This window comes from Neorhizobium sp. BT27B (assembly GCF_050455485.1).
Lineage (GTDB): Bacteria > Pseudomonadota > Alphaproteobacteria > Rhizobiales > Rhizobiaceae > Neorhizobium.
Genome location: NZ_JBCIYT010000002.1, coordinates 529,161 through 551,542 on the forward strand (window position 1 = coordinate 529,161; position 22,382 = coordinate 551,542).

General features: G+C 59.8%; 23 protein-coding genes and 1 tRNA gene. 17 read left to right on the forward strand and 7 right to left on the reverse strand.

From position 1 onward, the window contains the following. Positions 1-54 precede the first annotated feature (54 nt). On the forward strand, positions 55-894 hold the full coding sequence (locus tag AAIH70_RS08040) for an outer membrane protein (RefSeq protein WP_132271654.1): 840 nt from the start codon (positions 55-57) through the stop codon (positions 892-894). A gap of 185 nt (positions 895-1,079) precedes the next feature. Here the strand turns inward: AAIH70_RS08040 and AAIH70_RS08045 are convergent, their stop codons facing one another. Beyond that, on the reverse strand, positions 1,080-1,718 hold the full coding sequence (locus tag AAIH70_RS08045; RefSeq protein WP_132271655.1) for a TetR/AcrR family transcriptional regulator: 639 nt from the start codon (positions 1,716-1,718) through the stop codon (positions 1,080-1,082). A gap of 79 nt (positions 1,719-1,797) precedes the next feature. Between AAIH70_RS08045 and AAIH70_RS08050 the strand changes: the two genes are divergently transcribed. Next, entirely contained in the window at positions 1,798-2,400 is a 603-nt protein-coding gene (locus AAIH70_RS08050; protein WP_132271656.1) for an NAD(P)H-dependent oxidoreductase, read from the forward strand. Positions 2,401-2,581: 181 nt separating this feature from the next. Here AAIH70_RS08050 and AAIH70_RS08055 read toward each other — a convergent pair whose 3' ends face one another. The 3 genes from AAIH70_RS08055 to AAIH70_RS08065 form a co-directional block, all read right to left on the reverse strand. Further along, positions 2,582-3,223, reverse strand: a complete 642-nt coding sequence (locus AAIH70_RS08055; protein ID WP_245519011.1) for an outer membrane protein — start codon at positions 3,221-3,223, stop codon at positions 2,582-2,584. Between the two features lie 489 nt (positions 3,224-3,712). After that, positions 3,713-5,308: a phosphoglycerate dehydrogenase gene (gene serA, locus AAIH70_RS08060; RefSeq protein WP_132271658.1), complete on the reverse strand. Its 1,596-nt coding sequence runs from the start codon at positions 5,306-5,308 to the stop codon at positions 3,713-3,715. Between the two features lie 146 nt (positions 5,309-5,454). Then, a complete protein-coding gene (locus AAIH70_RS08065) occupies positions 5,455-6,636 on the reverse strand; it encodes a phosphoserine transaminase (protein WP_132271659.1) in 1,182 nt (393 codons plus the stop codon). A 330-nt stretch (positions 6,637-6,966) separates the two neighbouring features. Here AAIH70_RS08065 and AAIH70_RS08070 point away from each other — a divergent pair, with 330 nt between their 5' ends. Continuing rightward, positions 6,967-7,605, forward strand: a complete 639-nt coding sequence (locus AAIH70_RS08070; RefSeq protein WP_132271660.1) for an outer membrane protein — start codon at positions 6,967-6,969, stop codon at positions 7,603-7,605. 63 nt (positions 7,606-7,668) lie between these two features. On the opposite strand, the gene AAIH70_RS08075 is transcribed toward AAIH70_RS08070, so the two are convergent. Beyond that, the gene (locus AAIH70_RS08075; RefSeq protein WP_132271661.1) at positions 7,669-8,430 is read right to left on the reverse strand and encodes an SDR family NAD(P)-dependent oxidoreductase; all 762 of its coding nucleotides are present in this window, start codon (positions 8,428-8,430) and stop codon (positions 7,669-7,671) included. A 141-nt stretch (positions 8,431-8,571) separates the two neighbouring features. Here AAIH70_RS08075 and AAIH70_RS08080 point away from each other — a divergent pair, with 141 nt between their 5' ends. Together AAIH70_RS08080 and AAIH70_RS08085 are read left to right on the forward strand one after the other, a co-directional pair. Further along, positions 8,572-9,159 carry a TetR/AcrR family transcriptional regulator gene (locus AAIH70_RS08080; protein WP_132271662.1) on the forward strand — a complete coding sequence of 196 codons (588 nt, stop codon included), beginning with the start codon at positions 8,572-8,574 and terminating at the stop codon, positions 9,157-9,159. Between the two features lie 200 nt (positions 9,160-9,359). Further along, positions 9,360-10,406, forward strand: a complete 1,047-nt coding sequence (locus AAIH70_RS08085; protein ID WP_132271663.1) for a Tim44 domain-containing protein — start codon at positions 9,360-9,362, stop codon at positions 10,404-10,406. Positions 10,407-10,427: 21 nt separating this feature from the next. Here the strand turns inward: AAIH70_RS08085 and AAIH70_RS08090 are convergent, their stop codons facing one another. Beyond that, the gene (locus AAIH70_RS08090) at positions 10,428-10,916 is read right to left on the reverse strand and encodes a DUF1810 domain-containing protein (protein ID WP_132271664.1); all 489 of its coding nucleotides are present in this window, start codon (positions 10,914-10,916) and stop codon (positions 10,428-10,430) included. 123 nt (positions 10,917-11,039) lie between these two features. On the opposite strand from AAIH70_RS08090, the gene AAIH70_RS08095 reads away from it, so the two are divergent. After that, positions 11,040-12,161 carry a mechanosensitive ion channel family protein gene (locus tag AAIH70_RS08095; protein ID WP_132271665.1) on the forward strand — a complete coding sequence of 374 codons (1,122 nt, stop codon included), beginning with the start codon at positions 11,040-11,042 and terminating at the stop codon, positions 12,159-12,161. Between the two features lie 3 nt (positions 12,162-12,164). Here the strand turns inward: AAIH70_RS08095 and greA are convergent, their stop codons facing one another. Further along, positions 12,165-12,647, reverse strand: coding sequence for a transcription elongation factor GreA (gene greA, locus AAIH70_RS08100; protein WP_132271666.1), 483 nt, complete (start codon positions 12,645-12,647; stop codon positions 12,165-12,167). A gap of 445 nt (positions 12,648-13,092) precedes the next feature. Here greA and AAIH70_RS08105 point away from each other — a divergent pair, with 445 nt between their 5' ends. The 11 genes from AAIH70_RS08105 to AAIH70_RS08155 all read left to right on the forward strand — a co-directional run bounded on the left by AAIH70_RS08105 (position 13,093) and on the right by AAIH70_RS08155 (position 22,320). Next, the gene (locus AAIH70_RS08105) at positions 13,093-13,995 is read left to right on the forward strand and encodes a TonB family protein (protein ID WP_165931925.1); all 903 of its coding nucleotides are present in this window, start codon (positions 13,093-13,095) and stop codon (positions 13,993-13,995) included. Positions 13,996-14,163: 168 nt separating this feature from the next. Then, entirely contained in the window at positions 14,164-15,975 is a 1,812-nt protein-coding gene (locus AAIH70_RS08110) for a putative bifunctional diguanylate cyclase/phosphodiesterase (RefSeq protein ID WP_430033768.1), read from the forward strand. Between the two features lie 61 nt (positions 15,976-16,036). After that, positions 16,037-17,209, forward strand: a complete 1,173-nt coding sequence (locus tag AAIH70_RS08115) for an AAA family ATPase (RefSeq protein WP_132271669.1) — start codon at positions 16,037-16,039, stop codon at positions 17,207-17,209. An 82-nt stretch (positions 17,210-17,291) separates the two neighbouring features. After that, complete coding sequence (locus AAIH70_RS08120; protein ID WP_132271670.1) at positions 17,292-17,624, forward strand: hypothetical protein; 333 nt, start codon at positions 17,292-17,294, stop codon at positions 17,622-17,624. A 203-nt stretch (positions 17,625-17,827) separates the two neighbouring features. Beyond that, positions 17,828-19,024: a tRNA 2-thiouridine(34) synthase MnmA gene (gene mnmA, locus AAIH70_RS08125; RefSeq protein WP_132271671.1), complete on the forward strand. Its 1,197-nt coding sequence runs from the start codon at positions 17,828-17,830 to the stop codon at positions 19,022-19,024. Positions 19,025-19,171: 147 nt separating this feature from the next. After that, positions 19,172-19,248 (forward strand) — tRNA-Met (locus AAIH70_RS08130). Positions 19,249-19,418: 170 nt separating this feature from the next. Next, the gene (locus AAIH70_RS08135; protein WP_132271672.1) at positions 19,419-20,255 is read left to right on the forward strand and encodes an FkbM family methyltransferase; all 837 of its coding nucleotides are present in this window, start codon (positions 19,419-19,421) and stop codon (positions 20,253-20,255) included. Positions 20,256-20,531: 276 nt separating this feature from the next. Beyond that, a complete protein-coding gene (locus AAIH70_RS08140; RefSeq protein WP_132271673.1) occupies positions 20,532-20,750 on the forward strand; it encodes a hypothetical protein in 219 nt (72 codons plus the stop codon). A 200-nt stretch (positions 20,751-20,950) separates the two neighbouring features. Then, a complete protein-coding gene (locus AAIH70_RS08145) occupies positions 20,951-21,295 on the forward strand; it encodes a hypothetical protein (protein ID WP_132271674.1) in 345 nt (114 codons plus the stop codon). Positions 21,296-21,434: 139 nt separating this feature from the next. Beyond that, the gene (locus AAIH70_RS08150; protein ID WP_132271675.1) at positions 21,435-21,788 is read left to right on the forward strand and encodes a DMT family protein; all 354 of its coding nucleotides are present in this window, start codon (positions 21,435-21,437) and stop codon (positions 21,786-21,788) included. 112 nt (positions 21,789-21,900) lie between these two features. Next, positions 21,901-22,320 carry a DUF983 domain-containing protein gene (locus AAIH70_RS08155; protein ID WP_132271676.1) on the forward strand — a complete coding sequence of 140 codons (420 nt, stop codon included), beginning with the start codon at positions 21,901-21,903 and terminating at the stop codon, positions 22,318-22,320. The last annotated feature ends 62 nt before the right edge of the window (positions 22,321-22,382 follow it).

The window sequence follows — 22,382 nt, forward strand, 5'->3', positions numbered from 1 at the left end:
AACAAGCCGGGAGTAAAGCCCGGCAAAAAAGATTCTAGCCCCGGAGTGGAAGCCATGAAGAAAATTCTGAGCGGTGCGGTCGCCCTTCTGCTGGCGACGACTGCTGTCAACGCTGCCGACCTTTATCAGCCCCAGCCGATCCCGCAGGATGTGCCGGAAGTCGAGATCCAGCAGTCGTCCGGCGGCTGGTACCTGCGTGGCGATGTGGGTTATTCCTTCAACAAGCTGCGCGGCGCGCGCTTCTATCAGGGCGGTTCGTCGGCTGACGAGGTCGATTTCGCCTCGGCGCGCGTTGATGACAGCTTTATGCTCGGCGGCGGTGTCGGTTACCAGTTCAACAACTATCTGCGCGGCGACGTCACCTTCGACCACATGACGAAGACCGATTTCCGCGGCGGTACGATCGGCACCTGCCCGGGCGGTACTGTCTGCACCTCGGATGACCGCACGGCGATGCGCGCCTATTCGCTGATGGCCAACATGTATGTCGATCTGGGTACCTATGCTTCGATCACGCCTTATGTTGGTGCCGGTTTCGGTGCGACCTATGTGAAGTGGGACAGACTGCGCAACACGATCTGCGACGATCCGGATGCCGGCGGCTGCTACACGACCGAGCACGGCGGCAAGGGCAAGTGGCGCGCCACGGCTGCTCTGATGGCCGGTGCGTCCGTCGATATCACCTGCAACCTGAAGGCCGATCTGGGCTATCGCTTCCGTTATGTCGACGGTGGCAACATGTTCGGTTATGCCGACAATGGCGGCCCTGGCCGCGACAAGGGCTTTTACAGCCACGAAGCCCGCCTCGGCGCCCGTTATGCCTTCAATGGTTGCGAGCAGGCAGCTTACAGCGAACCGGCAGACATGCCGCTGCAGCCGGCAGTCTACAAATAAGCCGCCTGGCGGTTCAGTTTTCGCGATCCACCGAAATGACAAAAGCCGCTCCGACAAGGGGCGGCTTTTTGCGTTCTCATCGCGCTTAGAAGAGGGGGGCTTGCGGCCGGTAGGCGCATAGTTTTTTCGCTACTCGCTACTCGCTACTCGCTACTCGCTACTCGCTACTCGCTACTCGCTACTCGCTACTCGCTACTCGCTCTTTGCCGATGCCGTCTCACCATGGCGACAATGGTTTCATACAGTTCGTCCTGCGCCTCTTCCTGCTGCAACTCGCCGTTGGCTGCGGCTGCAGAAAGAGCCTCGGCGGCGCCGAGCATGGCGAGAAGGCCGGCTTGGCCGATCCTCGGCGCGAAAGGGCCAAGCGCATCCCGGCAATGCGTCAGAAAAACGTTCTCGCATTCGCGTTTCACCGCTTCCAGTTCCGGCGAACTGGCAAGCGCTGCGATGATGCCGGTAATCTCCCGGCCCTGGGCCATGACGCAGCCGATATAGGCCGAGGCGATGATCGCTGCCCTGTCTTCAAGCGTCGGTGCGCTTGTCTGCAGGGCCTGCGCCATGCGGTCGGTCTGTAGTGCGTCAAATTCCCGATAGAGCAGCACCAGCAGGCCGGATCGCGTGCCAAAATGATTGTAGACGACCGGCTTGGTCACGCCCGCCGCCTCTGCCAGTCGGCCGAGCGTCAGAGCTTCGGTGCCTTCCTGGCGGACCAGAGCCCATGCCGTTTCGACGAGCTGCTTTTGCCGGTGCTCTTTCGGCAGTCTGCGCTGTGAAGCCGAGGGAATTTGAACGGGCGCAGAGGTGCCCTTTGTCGCGGTTGACATGTTAACTTACCAAAGGTAACTTACTAAAGGTAATTTCATCATACAGGTTTTGCCGACCGTCGCAAACAGGAGGCTTGTCATGCACGCTCTCATCGTTCTCTCTCATCCCGACACCGCGTCGCTGACGCACGCCGTCGCCACCCGGATCGGGGAGGGGCTTGTCGAAGCGGGCAGCAGTTTCGAGATCGCCGACCTGCATTCGGAGGGGTTTGATCCCCGCTATTCGGCAGGTGACGGTGCCGCACATCACCATCAGGCATCCCGGCCGGCAGATGTCGTTGCGGAACAGGTCCGCATCGAACGGGCGGATGCGCTGGTTCTGGTGTTTCCGGTCTACTGGTGGTCGATGCCGGCCTTGATGAAGGGCTGGATCGATCGTGTCTTTTCCAACGGCTGGGCCTATGACGACAGCGGCGACAAGGTGATCAAGAAGCTCGGACATCTGCCGATCCACCTCGTTGGTATCGGTGGTGCCGATATAGGCACCTATGAGCGGCACGGCTATGTCGATGCCATGAAAACCCAGATCGATCACGGCATTTTCGATTATTGCGGTGCGCCGGTCAGCCGGTCGGAACTGCTTCTGGAATCGGATGCGCCGGATCAGTCGAAAAATCTGGAAAGTGCGCGCTCGATCGGTCGGGCTGTGTTTGCTGAACTGCTGAAGAAGAATGCCGGCTAGACCGTGATCTTTGCCGTCATGTGAAATGCAGACAAACAAAAAGGGGCCGGCGGGGCCCCTTTTCGCCGTCCTCAAGGTAAGCCTCGGCGGCGGGCGAGGCTGACCTTGATCTTACAGCGCGCCGCCAGGTGTGGCCTGAACTGCGGGCGCTGTAACTGGTTTGATCATGCCATCCGGCCGATCAGAATTTTACGGCGAGGCCGACCTTGACGACGCTCTGGTCGAAATCGACGTTCATGCCGCGCACGATCTCCTTGCTGCCGAAATCGCTGTAACGATATTCGCCGCGCAGGAAGACCTTGTCGGTGACGGCGTAATCGACACCGGCGCCGGCGGTCCAGCCGCTGAAGGTTTCGCTTTCACTGGCGCCGGGGAATTCGATATGGCCCTTGGCCATCGTCCAGCCGGCGGTGCCGAACACCATCAGGCGATCGAAGGCATAACCGAGGCGACCACGGGCAGAACCCTGCCAGTCGGTGCCAAACGTGCGATAGCCGAAGAATTTTTCGTCATTGGAATTGTATTCGATGTCGCCTTCGATGCCGGCCACGATGCCGTTGCTGAACTGCCAGTTATAACCGGCGAAACCGCCGAACACGGTGCCGTCGAAATCCTGCTGGTCGTGATAACGGCCCATCTTGGTGGTCGAGCCGTTCAGCCAGCCGGCGCCGCCGGAAATACCGATATAGGCGCCCGTCCAGGTGAAGGCAGGGGTCTCCAAGGCAATCGGCGGAACCGGGTTGCTCTCGGTGAGGTCGGCTGAGAGGCCGATGGCGGAGGTGGAGAGAAGAATGGCCGAAGCCAGCATGATTTTCTTAAGCATTTGAAACCCCTTCATTTGATAGGGGAATTCGTAGTGCGGATTTTGAAGAAAAACGAAGGTAAAATTACGATTAACGAGCGATTAAATGTGTATTTCTTCAAAAATGTTCAGCATGAATTTGATTGAATATATCGATAATGTGAAATTTACGAATCTACTATTTATAATTAAAGTATAATCATGGGTATTTATTGTTTTTACAACGGCGTATTTACGATCTAATCTTGTTTGATCTATGTTGTTTTTAAGGCGTCTTGCCACAATTGCGTTTTGAGGGCTGGGAATGGCCCGTGAGTCGCGCACCATTCGAAGGGAGGTGGCGAATCTGTGCGGCATTGCAGGTGCTCATGCATGCTCTTTGCGCGTTCCGGGAGCAGGAGGCCTCGGGGTGGTAACAACGCAAAAAGACAGGCCCGGTGCATATGCACCGGGCCTGTCTTCGTCACCCTTCAGAGGATTTTATTCTGTCTTTGTTTTGTTCGTGTCGATTTACTCGACGTTGAAGACCAGCGGACGGGCCTGCTTGATCGCTGGGTTGGCGGTCAGCTTGTCGAGAACGGCCTGCGAAACCGGTGCGTCCACGTAAAGCAGCGCAATGGCATCGCCACCACCGACTTCGCGGCCGAGCTGGAAGTTGGCGATGTTGACGCCCGCGTCACCCAGCGTCGTACCCATGAAGCCGATCATGCCGGGAACGTCGGTGTTGGAGATGTAGACCATGTTGGCGCCGACATCGGCATCCATGTTGATGCCCTTGATCTGGATGAAGCGCGGCTTGCCGTCGGAGAAGACGGTGCCGGCGACAGAACGGGTCTGCTTCTCGGTCTTGACCGTCAGCTTGATATAGCCGTCGTAAACGCCGGTCTTGTCGCGCTTGACCTCGGAAAGGACGATGCCCTTTTCCTTGATCATGATCGGTGCCGAAACCATGTTGACGTCCGAAACCTGGTTACGGATCAGACCGGCCAGCAGTGCGGAGGTCAGCGCGCGGGTGTTCATACCGGCGGTCTGGCCATCGAACAGGATTTCGATTTCCTTGATCGGATCATCGGAAACCTGACCAACGAAGGCGCCGAGAACGTCCGCCAGACGAATGAACGGCTTGAGGATCGGTGCTTCTTCGGCGGTGATCGACGGCATGTTGATGGCGTTGGAGACGGCACCCTTGACGAGGTAGTCCGACATCTGTTCGGCAACCTGCAGGGCAACGTTTTCCTGGGCTTCCGTTGTCGACGCGCCCAGATGCGGCGTGCAGACGACGTTATCGAGGCCGAAGAGCGGGCTTTCCGTGGCGGGCTCGACTTCAAAGACGTCGAAACCGGCACCGGCAACGTGGCCGGACTTGATGGCTTCGGCCAGCGCTGCCTCATCGACCAGGCCACCGCGAGCGCAGTTGATGATGCGAACGCCCTTCTTGGTCTTGGCAAGGTTTTCAGCGCCCAGAATGCCGCGGGTCTTGTCGGTCATCGGTACGTGCAGGGTGATGAAATCGGCGCGTGGCAGCAGTTCTTCCAGCTCGACCTTTTCCACGCCCATTTCCTGGGCGCGTTCAGCCGACAGGAAGGGGTCGTAGGCGATGACATGCATGCCAAGGCCGATGGCCTTCTTGCAGACGATGCCGCCGATATTGCCGGCGCCGATGACGCCAAGCGTCTTGCCGGTGATTTCGACACCCATGAATTTCGACTTTTCCCACTTGCCGGCCTGCGTGGACGCATCGGCCTGCGGCAGCTGGCGGGCAACGGCGAACATCAGTGCGATGGCGTGTTCGGCCGTCGTGATCGAGTTGCCGAACGGGGTGTTCATGACGATGATACCGCGCTTGGAGGCGGCCGGGATATCGACGTTATCGACGCCGATGCCGGCGCGGCCGATGACCTTCAGGTTGGTCGCAGCGGCGATCAGCTTTTCTGTCGCCTTGGTGGCGGAGCGGATGGCGAGACCGTCGTAATTGCCGATGATTTCGGCGAGCTTGTCCTTATCCTTGCCGAGCTTCGGCTGGAAATCCACTTCAACGCCGCGATCGCGGAAAATCTGGACGGCGGTTTCCGACAGTTCGTCGGACACGAGTACGCGAGGTGCCATGTTTGGGCTCCTTAAAAGGGGTTTTGACTGAAACCTCTCCGCCGTCATGCTCGGGCTTGTCCCGAGTATCTGCGACCGATCGGTCCTGTTGGTGTGGTCAGATCCTCGGCACAGGGCCGAGGATGACGAAATCATGCACTGGAAGTTTAGGCAGCGGCCTTGGTGAGCGCGGCCTTCTGCGTTTCGAACGCGTAGGTCAGCCACGGCATCAGGGCGGCCATGTCGGCCGTTTCGATGGTGGCGCCAGCCCAGATGCGTAGGCCCGACGGCGCATCGCGGTAAGCGCCGATGTCGAGAGCGACGCCTTCCTTTTCGAGGATGGAGGTGACGCCCTTGGCGAAGGCTGCCTGCGCGTCGGCATCGAGAGCGGCGACATCGGCGTCGACGATCTTCAGGCAGACGGAGGTGTTGGAACGGGTCTCATCGACTTCGGCCAGATTGGCGATCCAGTCATTGGCCTCGACGAAATCGAAGATGACCTTGGCATTGGCATCGGCGCGCGCGATCAGGCCTTCGAGGCCGCCAACCGTCTTTGCCCATTCCAGCGCATCGATATAGTCCTCGACGCAGAGCATCGATGGCGTGTTGATCGTTTCGCCCTTGAAAATGCCTTCCGAGAGCTTGCCGCCCGAAGTGAGGCGGAAGATCTTCGGCAGCGGCCATGCCGGAACGTAGGTTGTCAGGCGTTCGACGGCGCGGGGCGACAGGATGATCATGCCGTGACCGCCTTCGCCGCCCAGAACCTTCTGCCAGGAGAAGGTGACGACGTCGAGCTTGGAAAAGTCCATGTCCTGCGCGAAGGCGGCCGAGGTCGCGTCGCAGATGGTCAGGCCCTTGCGGTCTGCCGGGATGAAGTCGGCGTTGGGCACGCGGACGCCGGAAGTGGTGCCGTTCCAGGTAAAGACCACGTCACGGTCGAAGTCGATCGTGGAAAGGTCAGGCAGAAGGCCGTAATCGGCCTCGATCTTGCGGACGTCCTTGAGCTTCAGCTGCTTGACGACGTCGGTGACCCAGCCGGCACCAAAGCTTTCCCAGGCGACCATGTCGACGCCACGCTCGCCGAGCAGCGACCACATCGCCATTTCAACGGCGCCGGTGTCGGATGCGGGAACGATGCCGATGCGGTAATCGGCAGGAACGTTCAGAACTTCACGGGTGAGATTGATGGCTTGTGCCAGCTTGTCCTTGCCAACCTTGGCGCGGTGCGAACGACCGAGCGGGGCATCGGAGAGAGCGTCTAGCGACCAACCGGGGCGCTTCGAGCAGGGGCCTGAAGAAAAATGAGCATTATTCGGACGTACGTCCGGCTTCGCGGTGCCATTGGCCATATGTATACCCTCACAGGTAATTAGCCTCTCGTTGGGGAGAGGTGTCCCGCCGTCGGAGATATTCCCGATGAGATTTTCAGTCAAGCGGAATTGTGCGGATCATCACAAATGCCGGCATCCGCACGCGCCTGTGCTGACTGTGGAAGTATTTGATGTTGAAATAGTGCCGCAGCGTGTGATCACGTTTTTGAGAACACTTATCCAAAATACGCCTGCACTTTGGGTTGTCGGTAGAATAACGATCTAGACTCCCCGTTGTTGTTGCCATTTTGCTACAGACTCTTTGTGTGAAACTCCCTATCTGCCGCTCCACAGTTTAAGGAGTACCACATGTTCAAGACCATCGCCCTGGCTTCGGCCCTCGTACTTTCCGCTTCCGTATCGGCCATGGCTGCTGATGCCGTTTATGAAGTCCCGGCCGCTCCGGTTGCCGTTGACGCTCCGGCATTCACCTGGGCCGGCGCTTACGCCGGTGTACAGGGCGGCGCAGGCTGGCTCGACGGCACGTTCGGTCTGGCTGGCGTCGGTAGCGCCAAGCAGGACTTCGACGGTGGCGTGGTTGGCGGCTTCGTTGGTTACAACTGGCAGTTCAGCAACGGTTTCGTTGCCGGTATCGAAGGCGACCTCGACTATAACTTCAACGAGGAAAGCGCTGCTGGCATCGATATCGGCACTGATTGGGCCGGTTCGGTTCGCGGCCGCGTCGGTTACGCATTCGACCGCGCACTGGTTTACGGTGCAGCCGGCTGGACCTTCACCAACGGCTACGTCAAGGGCGCTGGCATCGATGAAAACGAAGTCTTCAACGGCTGGACCGTTGGCGCCGGCGTCGATTTCGCCGTCACCGACAACCTGTTCGTTCGTGGCGAATACCGCTACAACGATTTCGGCGACAAGGACATCGTACCGGGCCTGAACGCCGATCTCGACCAGAGCGTCGTCAAGGTCGGTCTGGGCGTCAAGTTCTGATCCTGCCGCATTATTTTTGGAAAAGGGGCCTTCGTGGCCCCTTTTTTGTGTCTGGAATCGCTGTCAGCTGGCGAGGCCGCCGGCCATGTCGATGACGCTGCCCGACATGTAACCGGCATTCGGGCCGGCGAGAAAACCGACCAGGGCGGAGACTTCCTCAAGCGTGGCAATGCGGCGAATGGCGTGCATGTCGAGAAACGCGTCCGGTGCCGTCGTGCTGCCCAGCGCTTCGATCATCATGTCGGTGGGCATCGCGCCCGGCTGTACGACGTTGACGGTGATGTTGCGTCGGCCGAGGTCGCGGGCGACGCCCCTTGCGTATCCATTGATGGCGGCCTTGGTGCCGGCATAATCCGCGACGCCCTGCATGAGGGCGTGGGTGCCATTGAGCGAGCCGATAAAAATGATCCGGCCGCCATCGGAAATGACCTGCGCTGCGGCGCGGGTGGTGGCGATGACGCCCATCACGTTGATCTGCCACTGGCGGTCAAGTGCCGCCGTGTCCAAGTCCGGGTCATCGACCGTCTGGCCCTTCGCGACCACGGCCGCATTGTTGATAAGGATATCGAGCCTTCCGAAATGCGCGGTCACTTTTTCGATCAACGGCTTTGCGGCCGCCATGTCGGCCTGGTCGCTCTGGATTGCCAGCGCACGCACGCCCTTTGCCTTCAGCTTCTCCACGACCGCCTCGGCCTTTTCCGCTGAGGCGACGTAGGTGATCGCCACATCGGCGCCGAGATCGGCCAGCGTTTCGGCAATGACGGTGCCAAGACCACGCGATCCGCCAGTCACCAGCGCCACCTTGCCCTTCAATGAATTCGACATGTTCGTTCTCTCTTCTCTCAACCGGGACGAGGCCCTGATTTAAATTTCATAACGGTCATTGCGTAACGATCGGTATGAAATTTGACAGAGAGCGTCAAGCGTTTTAATAATGGTCGTTATGAAATGGATTGGCACGAACTGATGGGACGCCATCGCGAATTCGATGTTGAAAAAGCGCTGGATGCCGCCATGTGCGTTTTCTGGCGCAAGGGTTATGAGGGGGCGTCCTATGCCGACCTCACGCAAGCGGCCGGCGTGGAACGCCCTGCGCTCTATTCCGCTTTCGGCAACAAGGAGGCGCTCTTCAAAAAAGTGCTGGTGCGCTATTACGAGCACCATCTCGATTACATTCCGGTCGCCTTGGCTCTGCCGACGGCGCGCGAAGTTGCCGCGCATATCCTGTACAACGCCATCGATCTCAACACCCGTTATCCCGAACACACGGGTTGCCTCGGCATCAACGGTGTTCTGGCGGGCTCTGACGAGGCGGAGCCGGTGCGGCTGGCGCTGATCGAGGCGCGTGCGGAAGGCGAGGCGATGCTGGTCGAACGTTTCGAGCGGGCAAAGGCGGAGGGCGATTTGCCGCAGGCTGCCAGTGCCCAGACATTTGCAGCATTCCTGCTGGCCATTCTGCACGGCATGGCGGTGCAGGCCAAGGCCGGTTTCAGCCGCGAAACGCTGCGGGCCGTGGCCGATCAGGCGCTGTCGGCCTGGCCGGCTCCGAAATAGACTTGGCCGTAAATTCTCCCGCCCGATCAAATAGTTCGGCTGCCTTATCACATCCATGTGAGTGAAGTTCAGTTGGCGGTTCCCGATCTGTTGACTATCTACGATCACGGGAAATTCCGGTGGCGCCTCTAACATTGCAAGTCTGCCATCGCCATATGATGCGGGACAGATCGCAATTGTGCGATCGGAAGGAGAGTTTGATGTTATCGAAAATTCAGCGGTTCAAGCATGTGTTCGCAGTCGCCGCTCTCGGCGTTGCGGTTTCGCTGGTTGCCGTGGATTTTGCTGAAGCCCGTCGCGGCGGCAGCAGTTTTGGCAGCCGTGGTTCGCGCACCTATTCCGCGCCCGCCACCACCAATACCGCTCCCGGTGCCGCAACAGGCATCAACCGTTCGATGACCCCCAACACCCAGCAGAACGCCGCAACGCCTGCAAACGGCGCAGCCGGCGCGCAGGCTGCCCAGCAGCAGCGTCGTCCCGGCATGTTCGGTGGCATGGCCGGTGGTCTTCTCGGCGGTCTGGCCCTTGGCGGCCTGTTCGGCATGATGATGGGCAACGGCTTTGGCGGCATGGCAGGCTTCATGGGCATGCTTCTGCAGATCGCCCTGATCGCCGGTCTCGCCATGCTGGCTTTCCGCTTCTTCGCACGTCGCCAGCAGCCGGCCGGTCCGGCCGGTGGTTACGGTTCGCAGCGCAATGCCCATGACGCCCCGCGTGGCGGCAATGGCAACAATGCTGGCGGCAACGGCGGTCAGCCGGGCTTCCGCATCCCGACCATGGGTGGCGGTGCTGCGGCGGCTGCAGCAACGGCTGCGCCGCGCAAGGCAGGTTCGGATACCGACGAAATCGGCATCACCGACCGTGACCTGACACAGTTCGAAAAGCTGCTGCAGGACGTGCAGGGTGCTTATGGCGCCGAAGATTATGCCAAGCTGCGCGCTTTGACGACACCGGAAGCCATGTCCTATCTCGCCGAAGAACTCGGTGAAAATGCCACGGCCGGTGTCAAGAACGACGTCAAGGACATTCAGCTTCTGCAGGGTGACCTTTCGGAAGCCTGGCGCGAAAACGGTCAGGAATACGCAACCGTTGCCATGCGTTACTCCAGCATCGACGTCATGCGTGACCGCAATACCGGCGCCGTCGTTCAGGGTGATGAACATACCCCGACCGAAACGGTCGAGGTCTGGACTTTCGTGCGCAAGACCGCGGGCGAATGGCAGCTGTCGGCCATCCAGGGCGCATAAGCGCCCCGGAGAGGTCTTCACCTAATTGAGAAAGGCAAGCGTGCGTTCGTCGCGCTTGCCATCGCAGAATTCTTCAAGGGCTTGCTCGAAAGGCGAGCCCTTATTTGCGACCTCTGCAAACAGCGTCATCGACGAGCAGAATTTCATGTTGTCGGGTGAGCCGAGAATGTCATGGGCGGAACGGCCCGGATGGGACAGCATCGCTTGCGTGCATTCCGCAAGCCGCGCTCCCAGGATGGGGTCGGCGAGATAGGCTTCCGCTTCGGCACGCGAGGCGATGCCATAACGCTGCGCCATCGGCGAGCGCCCAAGCCCTTTTGCCTGCGGAAAGATGAACCACATCCAGTGGCTCTGCTTGAAGCCGTCGCGCAGTTCTTCGAGCACGTTCGGATACACCGCCTGCTGGGCGGCGAGAAAGCGGCCGAGATAAAAGTCATCGTGCCATTGTGTCTGACTGGGCTGTGATCCGCGCGTCTGCTCGGGCGGCTGGTTTGCCAGTGTCTGTACCATGCTTTTCTCCTTCCTTTCCCTCCCAACGGGTAAAAACGCAATCGGTTCGCCCCGGTGCTGACAAATGCGTGAAATTTTCGCGATCGGGGTTTTTTATGCTGCAATGCACCCTAGCTGGGAGGGATGGACCAATTTATCGCTGATTTCCGCGCCTATACCGATTGGCTGCCAAACTGGGTGGTCAGCATCGGCGTGCTCGTCGTCGCCGTATTCGTCGGGCTGGCGATCCACCGTCTCGCCTTCCGCATTTTTACGCGCGTGGTGGAAAACAAGGATCTGTTCTGGCGTTCGATCGTCTCACGCGGCAAGCGGCCGCTGAAGCTGGCCATCCTCACCTTCACCTTGTCCTTTGCCGCATCCATCGCGCCGCTTGCGCCGGGACCGGCCAATTTCATACGCCACCTTCTGCTGCTCGGATTCATCCTCGTGCTCGGCTGGTCAGCCAAGGCGGCGCTGCATATCTGGATGACGATCTATCTGCGTCGCTTCAAGCTGGATGCCGAAGACAATCTTCTGGCCCGCACGCATGTCACCCAGTCTCGCATCGGCGAGCGGGTCGGCGGTTTCATGATCGTGACGCTGACGATTGCCGCCATGCTGATGACCTTTCCGGCCGTGCAGCAATATGGCGTCAGCGTTCTCGCGTCGGCCGGTGTCGCCGGTATCGTGCTTGGTCTGGCGCTGCAGCCGATGCTGAAAAACATCTTTGCCGGCATACAGCTCGCAATCACCCAGCCGATCCGCATCGATGATGCGCTGATCGTCGAAGGCGAGTGGGGCAATGTGGAAGAGATCACCTCGACCTATGTGGTGGTCAAACTGTGGGACTGGCGACGGATGATCCTGCCGCTCTCCTATTTCATCGAGACACCATTCCAGAACTGGACCCGCGAAGGTTCGGCGCTGATCGGCACGGTGATGATATATCTCGATTATTCGGTGCCGGTCTCGGCCATCCGCAAAAAGGTCGAGGAAATTGCCAACGAATCAAAAATCTGGGACCGCAAGGTGGTCAATGTGCAGGTGACCGATTTCAAGGAAAGCGTGATGGAGATCCGCATCCTGATCTCCGCCCCCAGCGCGCCAAAAACCTTCGACATGCGCTGCGAGATGCGTGAAAAGATCATCGATTTCATCCAGCGCGATTATCCCGCCGCTCTGCCGCGGGTGCGGGCGGAAGGGGTAGCCAATGCCAATGGCGCCGCTGTGATGGACGGCGTTCGCCAGCATGCATTTCAGAACTGAGGTTCACCCGATCCTGACGATCTCCAGTTCCTGTCCGCCGACCGTCACCACATCGCCCACTGTCTTGCCGTGGAGAACACGCGCCACCGGCGAGACGTACGAGATCGAGCCGGCCTTCGGGTCGGCTTCGTCCTCGCCGACGATGCGGTAGGTCTGTACCCGGCCATCGTCACGCTCGAAGGTGACGAGGCTGCCAAAGGCAACGGCGTCGGTGGAGGCCGGGGCAGGGACCAGTTGCGCCGTGCGCAGCCGCTCGGACAGATAACGGATGTCGCGCAAGGGGGCGGCCGTCTGGCGCCGCTTCTCGTTGACGTCATCGATATTTTCCACCGCGGCATAGGCGGCGCGTGCGTCTGCCAATTGGCTTTCCAGCGCCTTCAGCCCCGCCTCGGTGACGAGGTTAGCGTGTTGCGAGATCGGCCGCTCGGGCAAAAACGTTTCGGCGGCCGTCTCGGCGCTTTCTTCCTTGGTGAAGGCGACGCTCACATCAAAACTCCATGGGGCAAACGAAAACAGGGATCAAACGTCCATTATGCCTGCTTTTGCAGGCGTATAACAGGGCTCCCCGGCATGGCTGCGGACGGTGGCGGTGCATTTCGTCGATGGGCGGCAGAACCATTTTTGGGTTTCACAGACTTTTGCTGCGTCTGCGAACAGTTCAGTATTTACTTAATTTGCAATTAATGGTTTTCGTGCATTGTCACCACAGTCCCGAATCCTCGGGCATCCGCCGGATATTTGCAGATGGATACAATCCACAATCTCTTTCCCTTGTTCATTGCGTCTGCTGCCATTTATTTCTTCTTCCGCTGGGTCGTTCGCGACATGAACAAGCGCGGCTGATCCAACGCATCCCCATCTCCTTTATCCGCTTGAAATATGAGGCAAAGACGCTAGTTTTCGCCGGACATATCGCATGCATGGGGATGACATGAAACGGACGGGACTTTTGCTGGTGGCGCTTCTGTGCGCCGCAACCGGCGTGATGGCGCAGACCAAGGGATCGCGGCCGGAGCCGCAGCCTGCCAGCAAACAGGAATGGGCTTCCGCTATCTCTCGAAAAATCCAGCGCGGCGTGCGTCTTCCCCGTCCGATCAAGGGCGTCAGCGGCCTCCACACGGCCAAGATCGCCTTTGTCGTGCATAGGGACGGTACGATCACGGATGTGGTCGTCCAGGAAAGTTCCGGCGTGCCGCAGGTCGATGAAGGCGCCCGACAGGCCATCCTTCGGAGTTCGCCGGTTACCGCCTTTTCTCCCGACATGACGGGCGAAACGGAAAAGGTGGTGGTGCCGATCCGCATGGAAATGATCCTGCCGAACCCAACCACCAAGGATGACGCAACCGGCCTGACCTTCACCACGCCGGCGGAGCTGGAAAGCACCGGCAAGGTCGATCCACCGGGTACGGAAACGGTCAAGTACAATCTCATCAGCACCGCGCCGGATCGCATTCCCAATGCTCCGGGATCGGCGCTTTGCCAACTCGGTTTTCGTGCCTGGGCAAAGGATCATCCGCGTTACGGCTGGTCCCAGGAAAAGCTCAATGGCGATGCCATGTTCGGCGAACTGGGCACGACCTTGCGCAGCCAGCTGGAAACGGCCGGCAAGGTGATCGAGGACACGCAGACGATCGACATGAAGGATGCAAAGGCGGTCGAGATCGTCGCGGCGCCGACATCCGGCCCTGATTTTGAAAACGTGCTGCATTACGCCGCCTTCACGGATACGCCGACCGGCCGCATCACGCTTTCCTGCGCCACGACGCGTGCGGCCATGAGTGCCGCTCGACCGGTGTTCAAGGCATTGGCGCAGACGGTGCAGATAGTGCGGTAGGCTGCCGTCCACGAGACAAAAAACGACCCAACCCGGACAGCGCAGCCCGCTTTCCGGGTTTTCTTATGAAACGGCCCCGTAAACGTTAGATTAGAATTTAGCGATATATAAAAGGCCCTAGCAATTTCGGTGATTTACACAGGGGTTGCGTCTTATCCGGGCCTCATCATGATCCTTGAACTGCAGAATGCCATTCTCGAAATGATCGCGCGCGGTGAGCCGCTCGAAAAGACCATCGATCTTCTGTGCCGCGAGGTGGAGGTGATCGCCTCCGATATCGTGTGCTCGGTTCTTTCCGTCCGGGAAGGGCTTTTGCATCCGCTGGCCGGCCCGTCGCTGCCGCCGCATTTTTCCGCGGCTGTCGATAACCATCCGATCGGCCCTGCGGTCGGGTCCTGCGGCACCGCCGCCTTTATCGGCCAGCCTGTTGTCGTCGATGATATTGCCACCGATCCGCGCTGGAGTGAATTCAAGTTTCTGGCGCTGCCGCTTGGTCTCGTTGCGTGCTGGTCCTCGCCGATCATGGTGGGCGACAGGGTGGCGGCAACCTTTGCCTTCTATTTTCGCGAAAACCGCGGCCCCAACGAAACCGAAAAGCAGATCGTCGAGGCCTGCGTGCATCTCTGCTCGATCGCCATAGAGCGCAACGAACGGGTGATGGAACGCGAGCGGCTGACCTATACCGACGCGCTGACCGGCCTTCCCAATCGGGCGCGTTTCAACAAGGTGCTGGCAGGACTCGACAATGCCATCAGCCCATGGGGCATCCTTCTCGTCGATATCGACAATCTCAAACTGGCCAATGACACGTTTGGCCATGCCGCCGGCGATGGCCTGATCCAGACGGTTGCCAGCCGCGCATCGGCCCTTGGCGGGCCGGACAGCACATTCCGGCTCGGCGGCGACGAGTTCGCCATCATCGTCTATCGGGGCAATGCTCCGAATGATCTGGAGAGGATGGCAAGCGACATCCTGTCGGCACTGTCCGCGGCCTGCAATTGTGCCGGCCATGTGGTTTTCCCGAAAGCCACGATCGGCGGCGCGCTTGCCGGCGAGGACGAGACGCCCGACACCGTGCTGCAGAATGCCGATCTGGCGCTTTACCATGCCAAGGAGCGCAGCCGCGGCCAGTATCTGCAGTTTTCCGAGGGGCTGGGCACCGCCATCACCCGCCGTTTCCGTGCCATCCGCGATGTCGGGCTGGCGCTGGCGCAGGCCCGCATGCATGCCTGGTACCAGCCGATCGTGCGGCTCGACACGCGTCGGGTGGTCGGTTTCGAGGCGTTGGCCCGCATGCGCACGCCGGGCGGCGATATCGTTTCGGCCGGGCATTTTCACGAAGCCACCAAGGATGCGCAGGTGGCCGCCGAACTCACCCAGCGCATGCTGGAGCAGGTGGCACGCGACATGCGCGTCTGGCTGGACGAGGGGCTGCCGCTGCAACATGTTGGCGTCAACCTGTCGGCTGCCGACCTTGCCGGCGGCAATCTCAACGAGCGCATCTGCACCGTGTTCGCCGATGCCGGCGTTCCGCTGAAACACGTGATCGTCGAAGTCACCGAATCCGTCTATTTCGGGCAGGGCGGGTTCGATATCGGCGACGAGATCCGACGTCTGCGGGCAAGCGGCCTGCGCGTCGCGCTCGACGACTTTGGCACCGGGTTTGCCTCGCTGACGCATCTGCTGACGGTGCCGGTGGATATCATCAAGATCGACAAATCCTTTACCGACCGACTGCGCCCGCGCGATCCGGCTGCCTTCATCGTCGAGGGTATCATCGATATCGCCCGAAAACTCGGCATCCGCGTGGTGGCGGAAGGCATCGAGGAAAATGCGCAGGCGGTGCAGCTGATGGATCTCGGCTGCGCGCTGGGGCAGGGTTACCTGTTTTCCAAGGCGGTCGATCGCGATGCCGCGGCGGTGCTTTTGCGGCATTCGGCGCAGAGGCCTGAGGAGGTTGGCGCGAACAGGCGGGCGTGAGGGGAATAGCGGCGCTTCGGAGTGCTTGCCTTGCCTTGGCAATCCGTGACAGTTTTGGCGCATGATCCTGACCATCGCCATTTCGGGCTACCGCTCCCTTCGCAACCTCGTTCTGCCACTCGAAAAGCTCACTGTCGTTACCGGTGCAAACGGCGCGGGAAAGTCGAGTTTTTATCGCGCCCTGCGACTGCTTAGCGATGTTGCGCAGGGGCGGGCCATCGCATCGCTTGCGGCAGAAGGTGGGCTTCAATCAACGATCTGGGCCGGGCCGGAGGCTTTTTCACGCGGCATGAAGGATGGCAGCGTGCCCGTGCAGGGGACGATGCGGAAAAATCCGGTGGCGCTGAAACTGGGATTTGCCTCGGAAGATTACGGTTATGCGATCGATCTGGGTCTGCCGCCGCCGCCGATGCCATCACCGCCGCCGCCAGTCTATTTTGCGCTCGATCCCGAAATAAAGGCAGAGGCGGTCTGGGCGGGCGAGGAACTGAGCCGTCGCAACGTTTTCGCGGAACGCAGAGGCCCGGTCGTCACCGCATTGTCGGCAAGTGCCCAGCGGCAGGTGCTGCTGCATGATCTGGCTTCGTTCGAAAGCATGATGACGCAATCGGCCGATCCGAAAAACCTGCCCGAGCTTCTTTATCTGCGCGCTCAGATGAACGGCTGGCGCTTTTACGATCATTTCCGCACCGACCCACAGGCGCCCGTTCGTCAGGTGCAGGTTGGCACCAGAACGCCGGTCCTGTCGTCCGATGGTGCCGATCTGGCGGCCGCCGTCGCCACCATTCTGGAAATCGGTGATGTTTCGGCTTTCCACGACGCCATCGAGGACGCCTTTCCCGGCAGTTCCGTCGAAATCATCGAGGATCGCGGCCGCTTCGAGCTTCTGATGCGGCAAAGGGGCCTGTTGCGGCCGCTATCGGCCGGCGAACTGTCCGATGGCACCCTTCGTTATCTGCTGCTCGTGGCGGCCTTGATGACGCCCCGGCCGCCAGCCCTGATGGTGTTGAACGAACCTGAAACCAGTCTGCATCCGAGCCTGCTTGCGCCTCTATCCCGCCTGATCGCGCAGGCTTGCAAGCGCTCGCAGATGATCGTCGTGTCCCATGCCGGTGAACTGGTGTCGGAACTGGGCGCTGATGGCGGCGCTCTGATGGTGACGCTGACCAAGGTGCTTGGTGAGACTGTGGCAGAAGGGATCGACGCGCCTGCCTGGACCTGGCCGGCGCGTTGAAACATTGCCAGCCCAAAGCCGACACAATCTCCTGTCATCATTTGCGGGCGCAGGCTGATGCGCATTGGTGGGAGATCGTCACATGAGCAATTCCTGTCCCGTCGTCACGCCGGCCGAACGGCAGGTGGCCGATACCCTTCAGCGTGTCGGCGAAGGACTGACGGTGGCGGTCCAGAGGGCACTGGAAGAGGCGACGCAGCAAGCCGCCGGGGAGTGGCCGGCCGGTGATCCGACGCTTGCTCCGCCACCTTACGAATATTTCGCCGCCGTGGTGCATCAGAAGATGTTTCTGCTTCTGTGCGGTGCCGATACGGAGACGATGACGGGCGGTGATCCGGTTCTTGCCGGCCATCTCATCCGCAATCAGCAGAACATCGTTGCCCATTACTGGACGGATGACGGGCAGGGCGATTGAGGTGAGGCCACTGCCATCCGAACTCCGGAGGCAAAAGCAGCCTTGCATATGCCGCCAGACTGCCCCGCGCCGGCTCGTCTTGCGCAGACACGCATTCCTTTCTATATCCGGCAGATGAAATTAAGCCCGGTTGCGGTCGATCCCGCATCCCGGCAAACATCAGCCGCTCCCATTCGAGCGCCAAACCATATCGAGAGAGTTTCGTGAACACGCTGGATTTTGACAAGAGGCCGGAAGACACGCGCGTTGTCGTCGCCATGTCGGGCGGCGTGGATTCCTCGGTCGTGGCCGGCCTTCTGAAGCGGCAGGGTTATGACGTGCTGGGCATCACGCTGCAGCTTTACGACCATGGCGCTGCCGTCCACCGTGCCGGCTCCTGCTGCGCAGGACAGGATATCGACGATGCCCGCCGTGTGTCCGAAACGCTCGGCATTCCGCACTACGTGCTCGATTACGAAAAGCGTTTTCGCGATGCGGTGATCAATCCGTTCGCCGAAGCCTATGCAATGGGCGAAACGCCGATCCCATGTGTTGCCTGCAACCAGACGGTCAAGTTCGCCGATCTTTTGGCGACGGCGCGCGAACTCGGTGCCGATGCGCTGGCGACCGGCCATTACATTCGCTCGGCGCTCAATCCTTCGCCGGAAAATCCGAACCGCCGCGCGCTTTATCGCCCGACCGATGCCGATCGCGACCAGAGCTGGTTCCTGTTCGCCACCACGCAGGAGCAGATCGATTACCTGCGCTTTCCGCTCGGTGGCATGGGCAAGGCACAGGTGCGCGAACTTGCCGAAGAAATGGGCCTCGTCGTCGCCAAGAAGGCCGACAGCCAGGACATCTGTTTCGTGCCGGCCGGCAAATATGCGGATATCATCAACAAGGTGAAGCCGAATGCGGCGCTGGGTGGCGATATCGTCCATATGGACGGCCGCGTGCTCGGCCGCCATGACGGCATCCTGCATTACACGATCGGCCAGCGCCGCGGCATCGGTGTCGCCACCGGCGAACCGCTTTACGTGGTCTATCTCGATGCCCGCTCGCGCCGTGTCATCGTCGGCCCGAAGGAAGCGCTCGATACGCACCGCGTCTACCTGCGCGACGTGAACTGGATCGGCGACGGCTCGCTTGCCGCCGACGCGGCGGACGGTTTTGCCTGCTTTGCCAAGGTGCGCTCCACACGCCCGCCGGCACCGGCGGTGCTTCGTGCCGATGAAAACGGCATCTATGTCGATCTGGCCATCGGCGAAGCGGGTGTCGCGCCGGGGCAGGCCTGCGTCCTCTATTCCGGCGAAGGTGCCGATTCGCGCGTTTATGGCGGCGGCTTCATCGAACGGTCGGAACGCGCGGCCGAGGCGGAACTGGCATTGAAGGCATTGTTGTCCACATCTGTTGCGGCCTGAAATCCGGGCTTATCGGCAGGGGAGGAAAGAACGATCCTAGTCTCCCCGAATTTTTGCCGAAAGCCTGCTTGACACTTTGGTGACACGGGTCTTATAAGCCGCACATCAAACGGCGGGACGATCGAAAACGATCTTCCCAACCGGTGTGGCTGGGTAGCTCAGTTGGTGAGAGCGCAGGATTCATAACCCTGAGGTCGGCGGTTCAATTCCGCCCCCCGCTACCAAATTTCCCTTTCTTTACATCCGATCCATACAAGGTTTTTTGGTTCACGAAAGTGTCGAGCCGCCTTTTCGTGGTTTCCGCCATAGCCTTCGGATAACGGATATAAGCGGATGACACATGCCTAGCCCCTCGCTATGAGACCAGTACGTCAGTGTATGGGGGCATGCAGACATGAATTTCAATCTTCTCAAGGCGCTTATTTTCCCTTCAAAGCGAGATCGTTATCTCACGCGCCTCTGGAAACAGAGGGGCACGATAGATCCCGGTCTGGTGGTCACCGGCTGCATTTCGGCCGGTATCGATACGCTCGGGTTTCGATATCTCGGAAAATATCCTGTCCTGCTCGATGTTCACGGCCAAAGCATCCCGGAATCGGTTTTGAGACATGGCCATTTCCAGTTCGACCTGTTCGAAACCCTTGCTGATATCTACCCGCGACGCGATGTTCGTTTCATCAACATTGGCGCAAACATCGGGACCTCATGTCTGAACGCTTATGAAGCTGGCTTTCGTGATATCGTGGCATTCGAGCCGGTTGGCCGGAATTTCCATTTGCTCACCCACAATCTCGCGTCCATCGAAGCCGATATTCGCCATCAGGCTGTCGGCGATCAAAACGGTCGCCTCACGATCCATCTCAACCGGGGAAGCACCGGCATGAACTCGTTCATGCGAGATTATGGAGATGGCGGCGAAGAGGTCGAGATCGTTCGGCTGGATGATGCGATCGAACCGGTACCAAGTTTCCTCTGGATCGACACGGAAGGATACGAGGTTCACGTTTTGCGGGGAGCAGAGCGCCACCTTGCGGAAAGCGTGCAGGGTCTTTGCGTTGAAGTAACGCCATCGATACTGAAGGCAGAGGGACTTGCGGCACTCGAAGAGATTCTAAAGCGCCACTTTACGCGGTTTTATCTCAACACGGGACCGGTACAGGAGTTGGACATCAAGCGCCTCACTGCGGATGGAAAGCATGGCAAGCAGATAGACCTGATCGCCCTGAAATGACGATGCGGCCCCGTCCAGATTCACTATTTCTCCGCTTTGGAAAATAATGACCAGCGGGTCGTTTCCTCGATCAACGGCTGCGCCAACCGGCGACGCATTTCAGTCACTGAATGTTTCCCGCTACCAAATTTTCTTCATACTATCATTGTCATCACGAATTCGGGCGCTGCTGATTGCATCCTTGGGCCCTGTCTGGCAGTGTTATCCCTAATTTGCAGGGCAGGCGTGCGATTCCGTGCATCCTGTCCAGCATCATAAGGGGAGCTCGAAACCGGTATGAATTCCAAACGCTTCAACGAATGTCTGCGTGTCATTCGCTGGACGCCCATCAATATCGCTTCAGCATTGCAATGCGATCTCTCCTGGATCGAGGCGTTGGAGGCCGGAAACGAAGAGGTTCCGGAGGGCTTGGCAACATGGCTTGAGGCCTTGGCAAAGGTTCATGAAGCCGCGCCGCCGCCAAAAACTTTTGCGGGCCACAGGGCAAAACTCTGATCGTTCAGCCAAAACACTTGCCAACATCTTCTGAGGTCATGTTCAAGACGCTCTGAACTTGTCTTTTGCTTCATTGTATCAGCTTTTATTTCACGTCCTGTGCGCTCAAGCTGGAACAAAAAAGCGTGAGTATGCGTTTCTCCGCCGTCAGACAATTGTGTGCGACCGGCTCAGGATGGGGCGGCGCCAAGGAGGAGCAAATGCTGAAGTTCATTTCGACCGCCGGTCTGGCGCTGGCGATCAGCGCAGGCGCCCTGACCGGTGCCGTCACCACCGCACAGGCGCAGGACGTGCAGCTGCGTATCGGCCCCGATGGCATTCGCCCGGTCGTGCCGGATCGCGACCGTGATCGTTACGACCGCCGCGATGACCGCCGTGCTGGCGGCTGCAGCGAACGCGATGCCCGCCGTGCCGCCCGCGAATCCGGTCTGCGCGATGCCGAAGTGACCCGCGTCACCCGTCGCAGCATCACCGTCGAAGGTATGACCCGTCGTGGTCCTGACCGCATCACCTTCGCCAATGAACGTGGTTGCCCGGAAATCTGATCCCGGCTCCTATGACGTTCGATGAAGCCCTGCCGACCCGGCGGGGCTTTTTCCATGGGATGACGGCAGAGCCCGCTTGAGCGCCGCCAACGCCCGGTCCATTGTCCACACCCTTCCGTCTCCACAGGAACAGTCTTCCATGCCTTTCTCGCTCAGCCCTGCTGCCGTGTGGCCCATTGTCATGCTGGTCGCATCCAACGTGTTCATGACCTTCGCCTGGTACGGCCATCTCAAGCACAAGGGCAGCGCCATCTGGATCGCTATCGCGGCATCCTGGGGCATCGCCTTTTTCGAATATTGCCTAGCCGTGCCGGCCAACCGCATGGGCTCGGAAGTCTATACGACGGCGCAGCTGAAGACGATCCAGGAGGTCATCACCCTCATCGTCTTCGCCGGCTTTTCGGTGTTCTGGCTGGGTGAAAACCTGACCATCAACCATGTCATCGGTTTTGCCATGATCGCCATCGGCGCGTCGTTCATTTTTCGCGCCTGAAACCGCGACAAGGCGGGGCAGATTGCCGCGCCTCACGGTCCAGCACTTGCTCCTCGCGTGCATTCGGCGATAGTTGCAATCGTCAAGTCATGCGCGCGGGAGGAATGCCGTCATGGTGGGAGAGATAACCGACGAGCGGCATTATACGCCACTGCCGCCATTCGAAACCGGCATACGCGGCCGCTGCCCGCGTTGCGGCAAGGGACATCTGTTCAACGGGTTTCTGACGCTGCGCCCCGATTGCGAAGTCTGCGGGCTGGATTATTCGTTTGCCGATCCGGCCGATGGCCCGGCCTTTTTCGTTATCTGCTTCGGCTGCGTGCCGAGCGTGGCGCTGGCCGTGTGGATCGAGGTGGCGCTGCAGGCACCCTATTGGGTCCACCTGTTCACCTCGCTTCCCTTCATGCTGCTCACCTGCATACCGCCACTGCGGCCGCTGAAAGGCTGGCTGGTGGCCAGCCAGTATTTCTACAAGGCGCAACAGGGCGAGCTGGCACGGCGCGATGCGGCTGATGCTCCCAAATCTCCCTGATTTCCAGCTTTCGCTGGCCCGAGACGGAACAAAGCGGTCGCTCAACTCATTCGTCTCGTGCA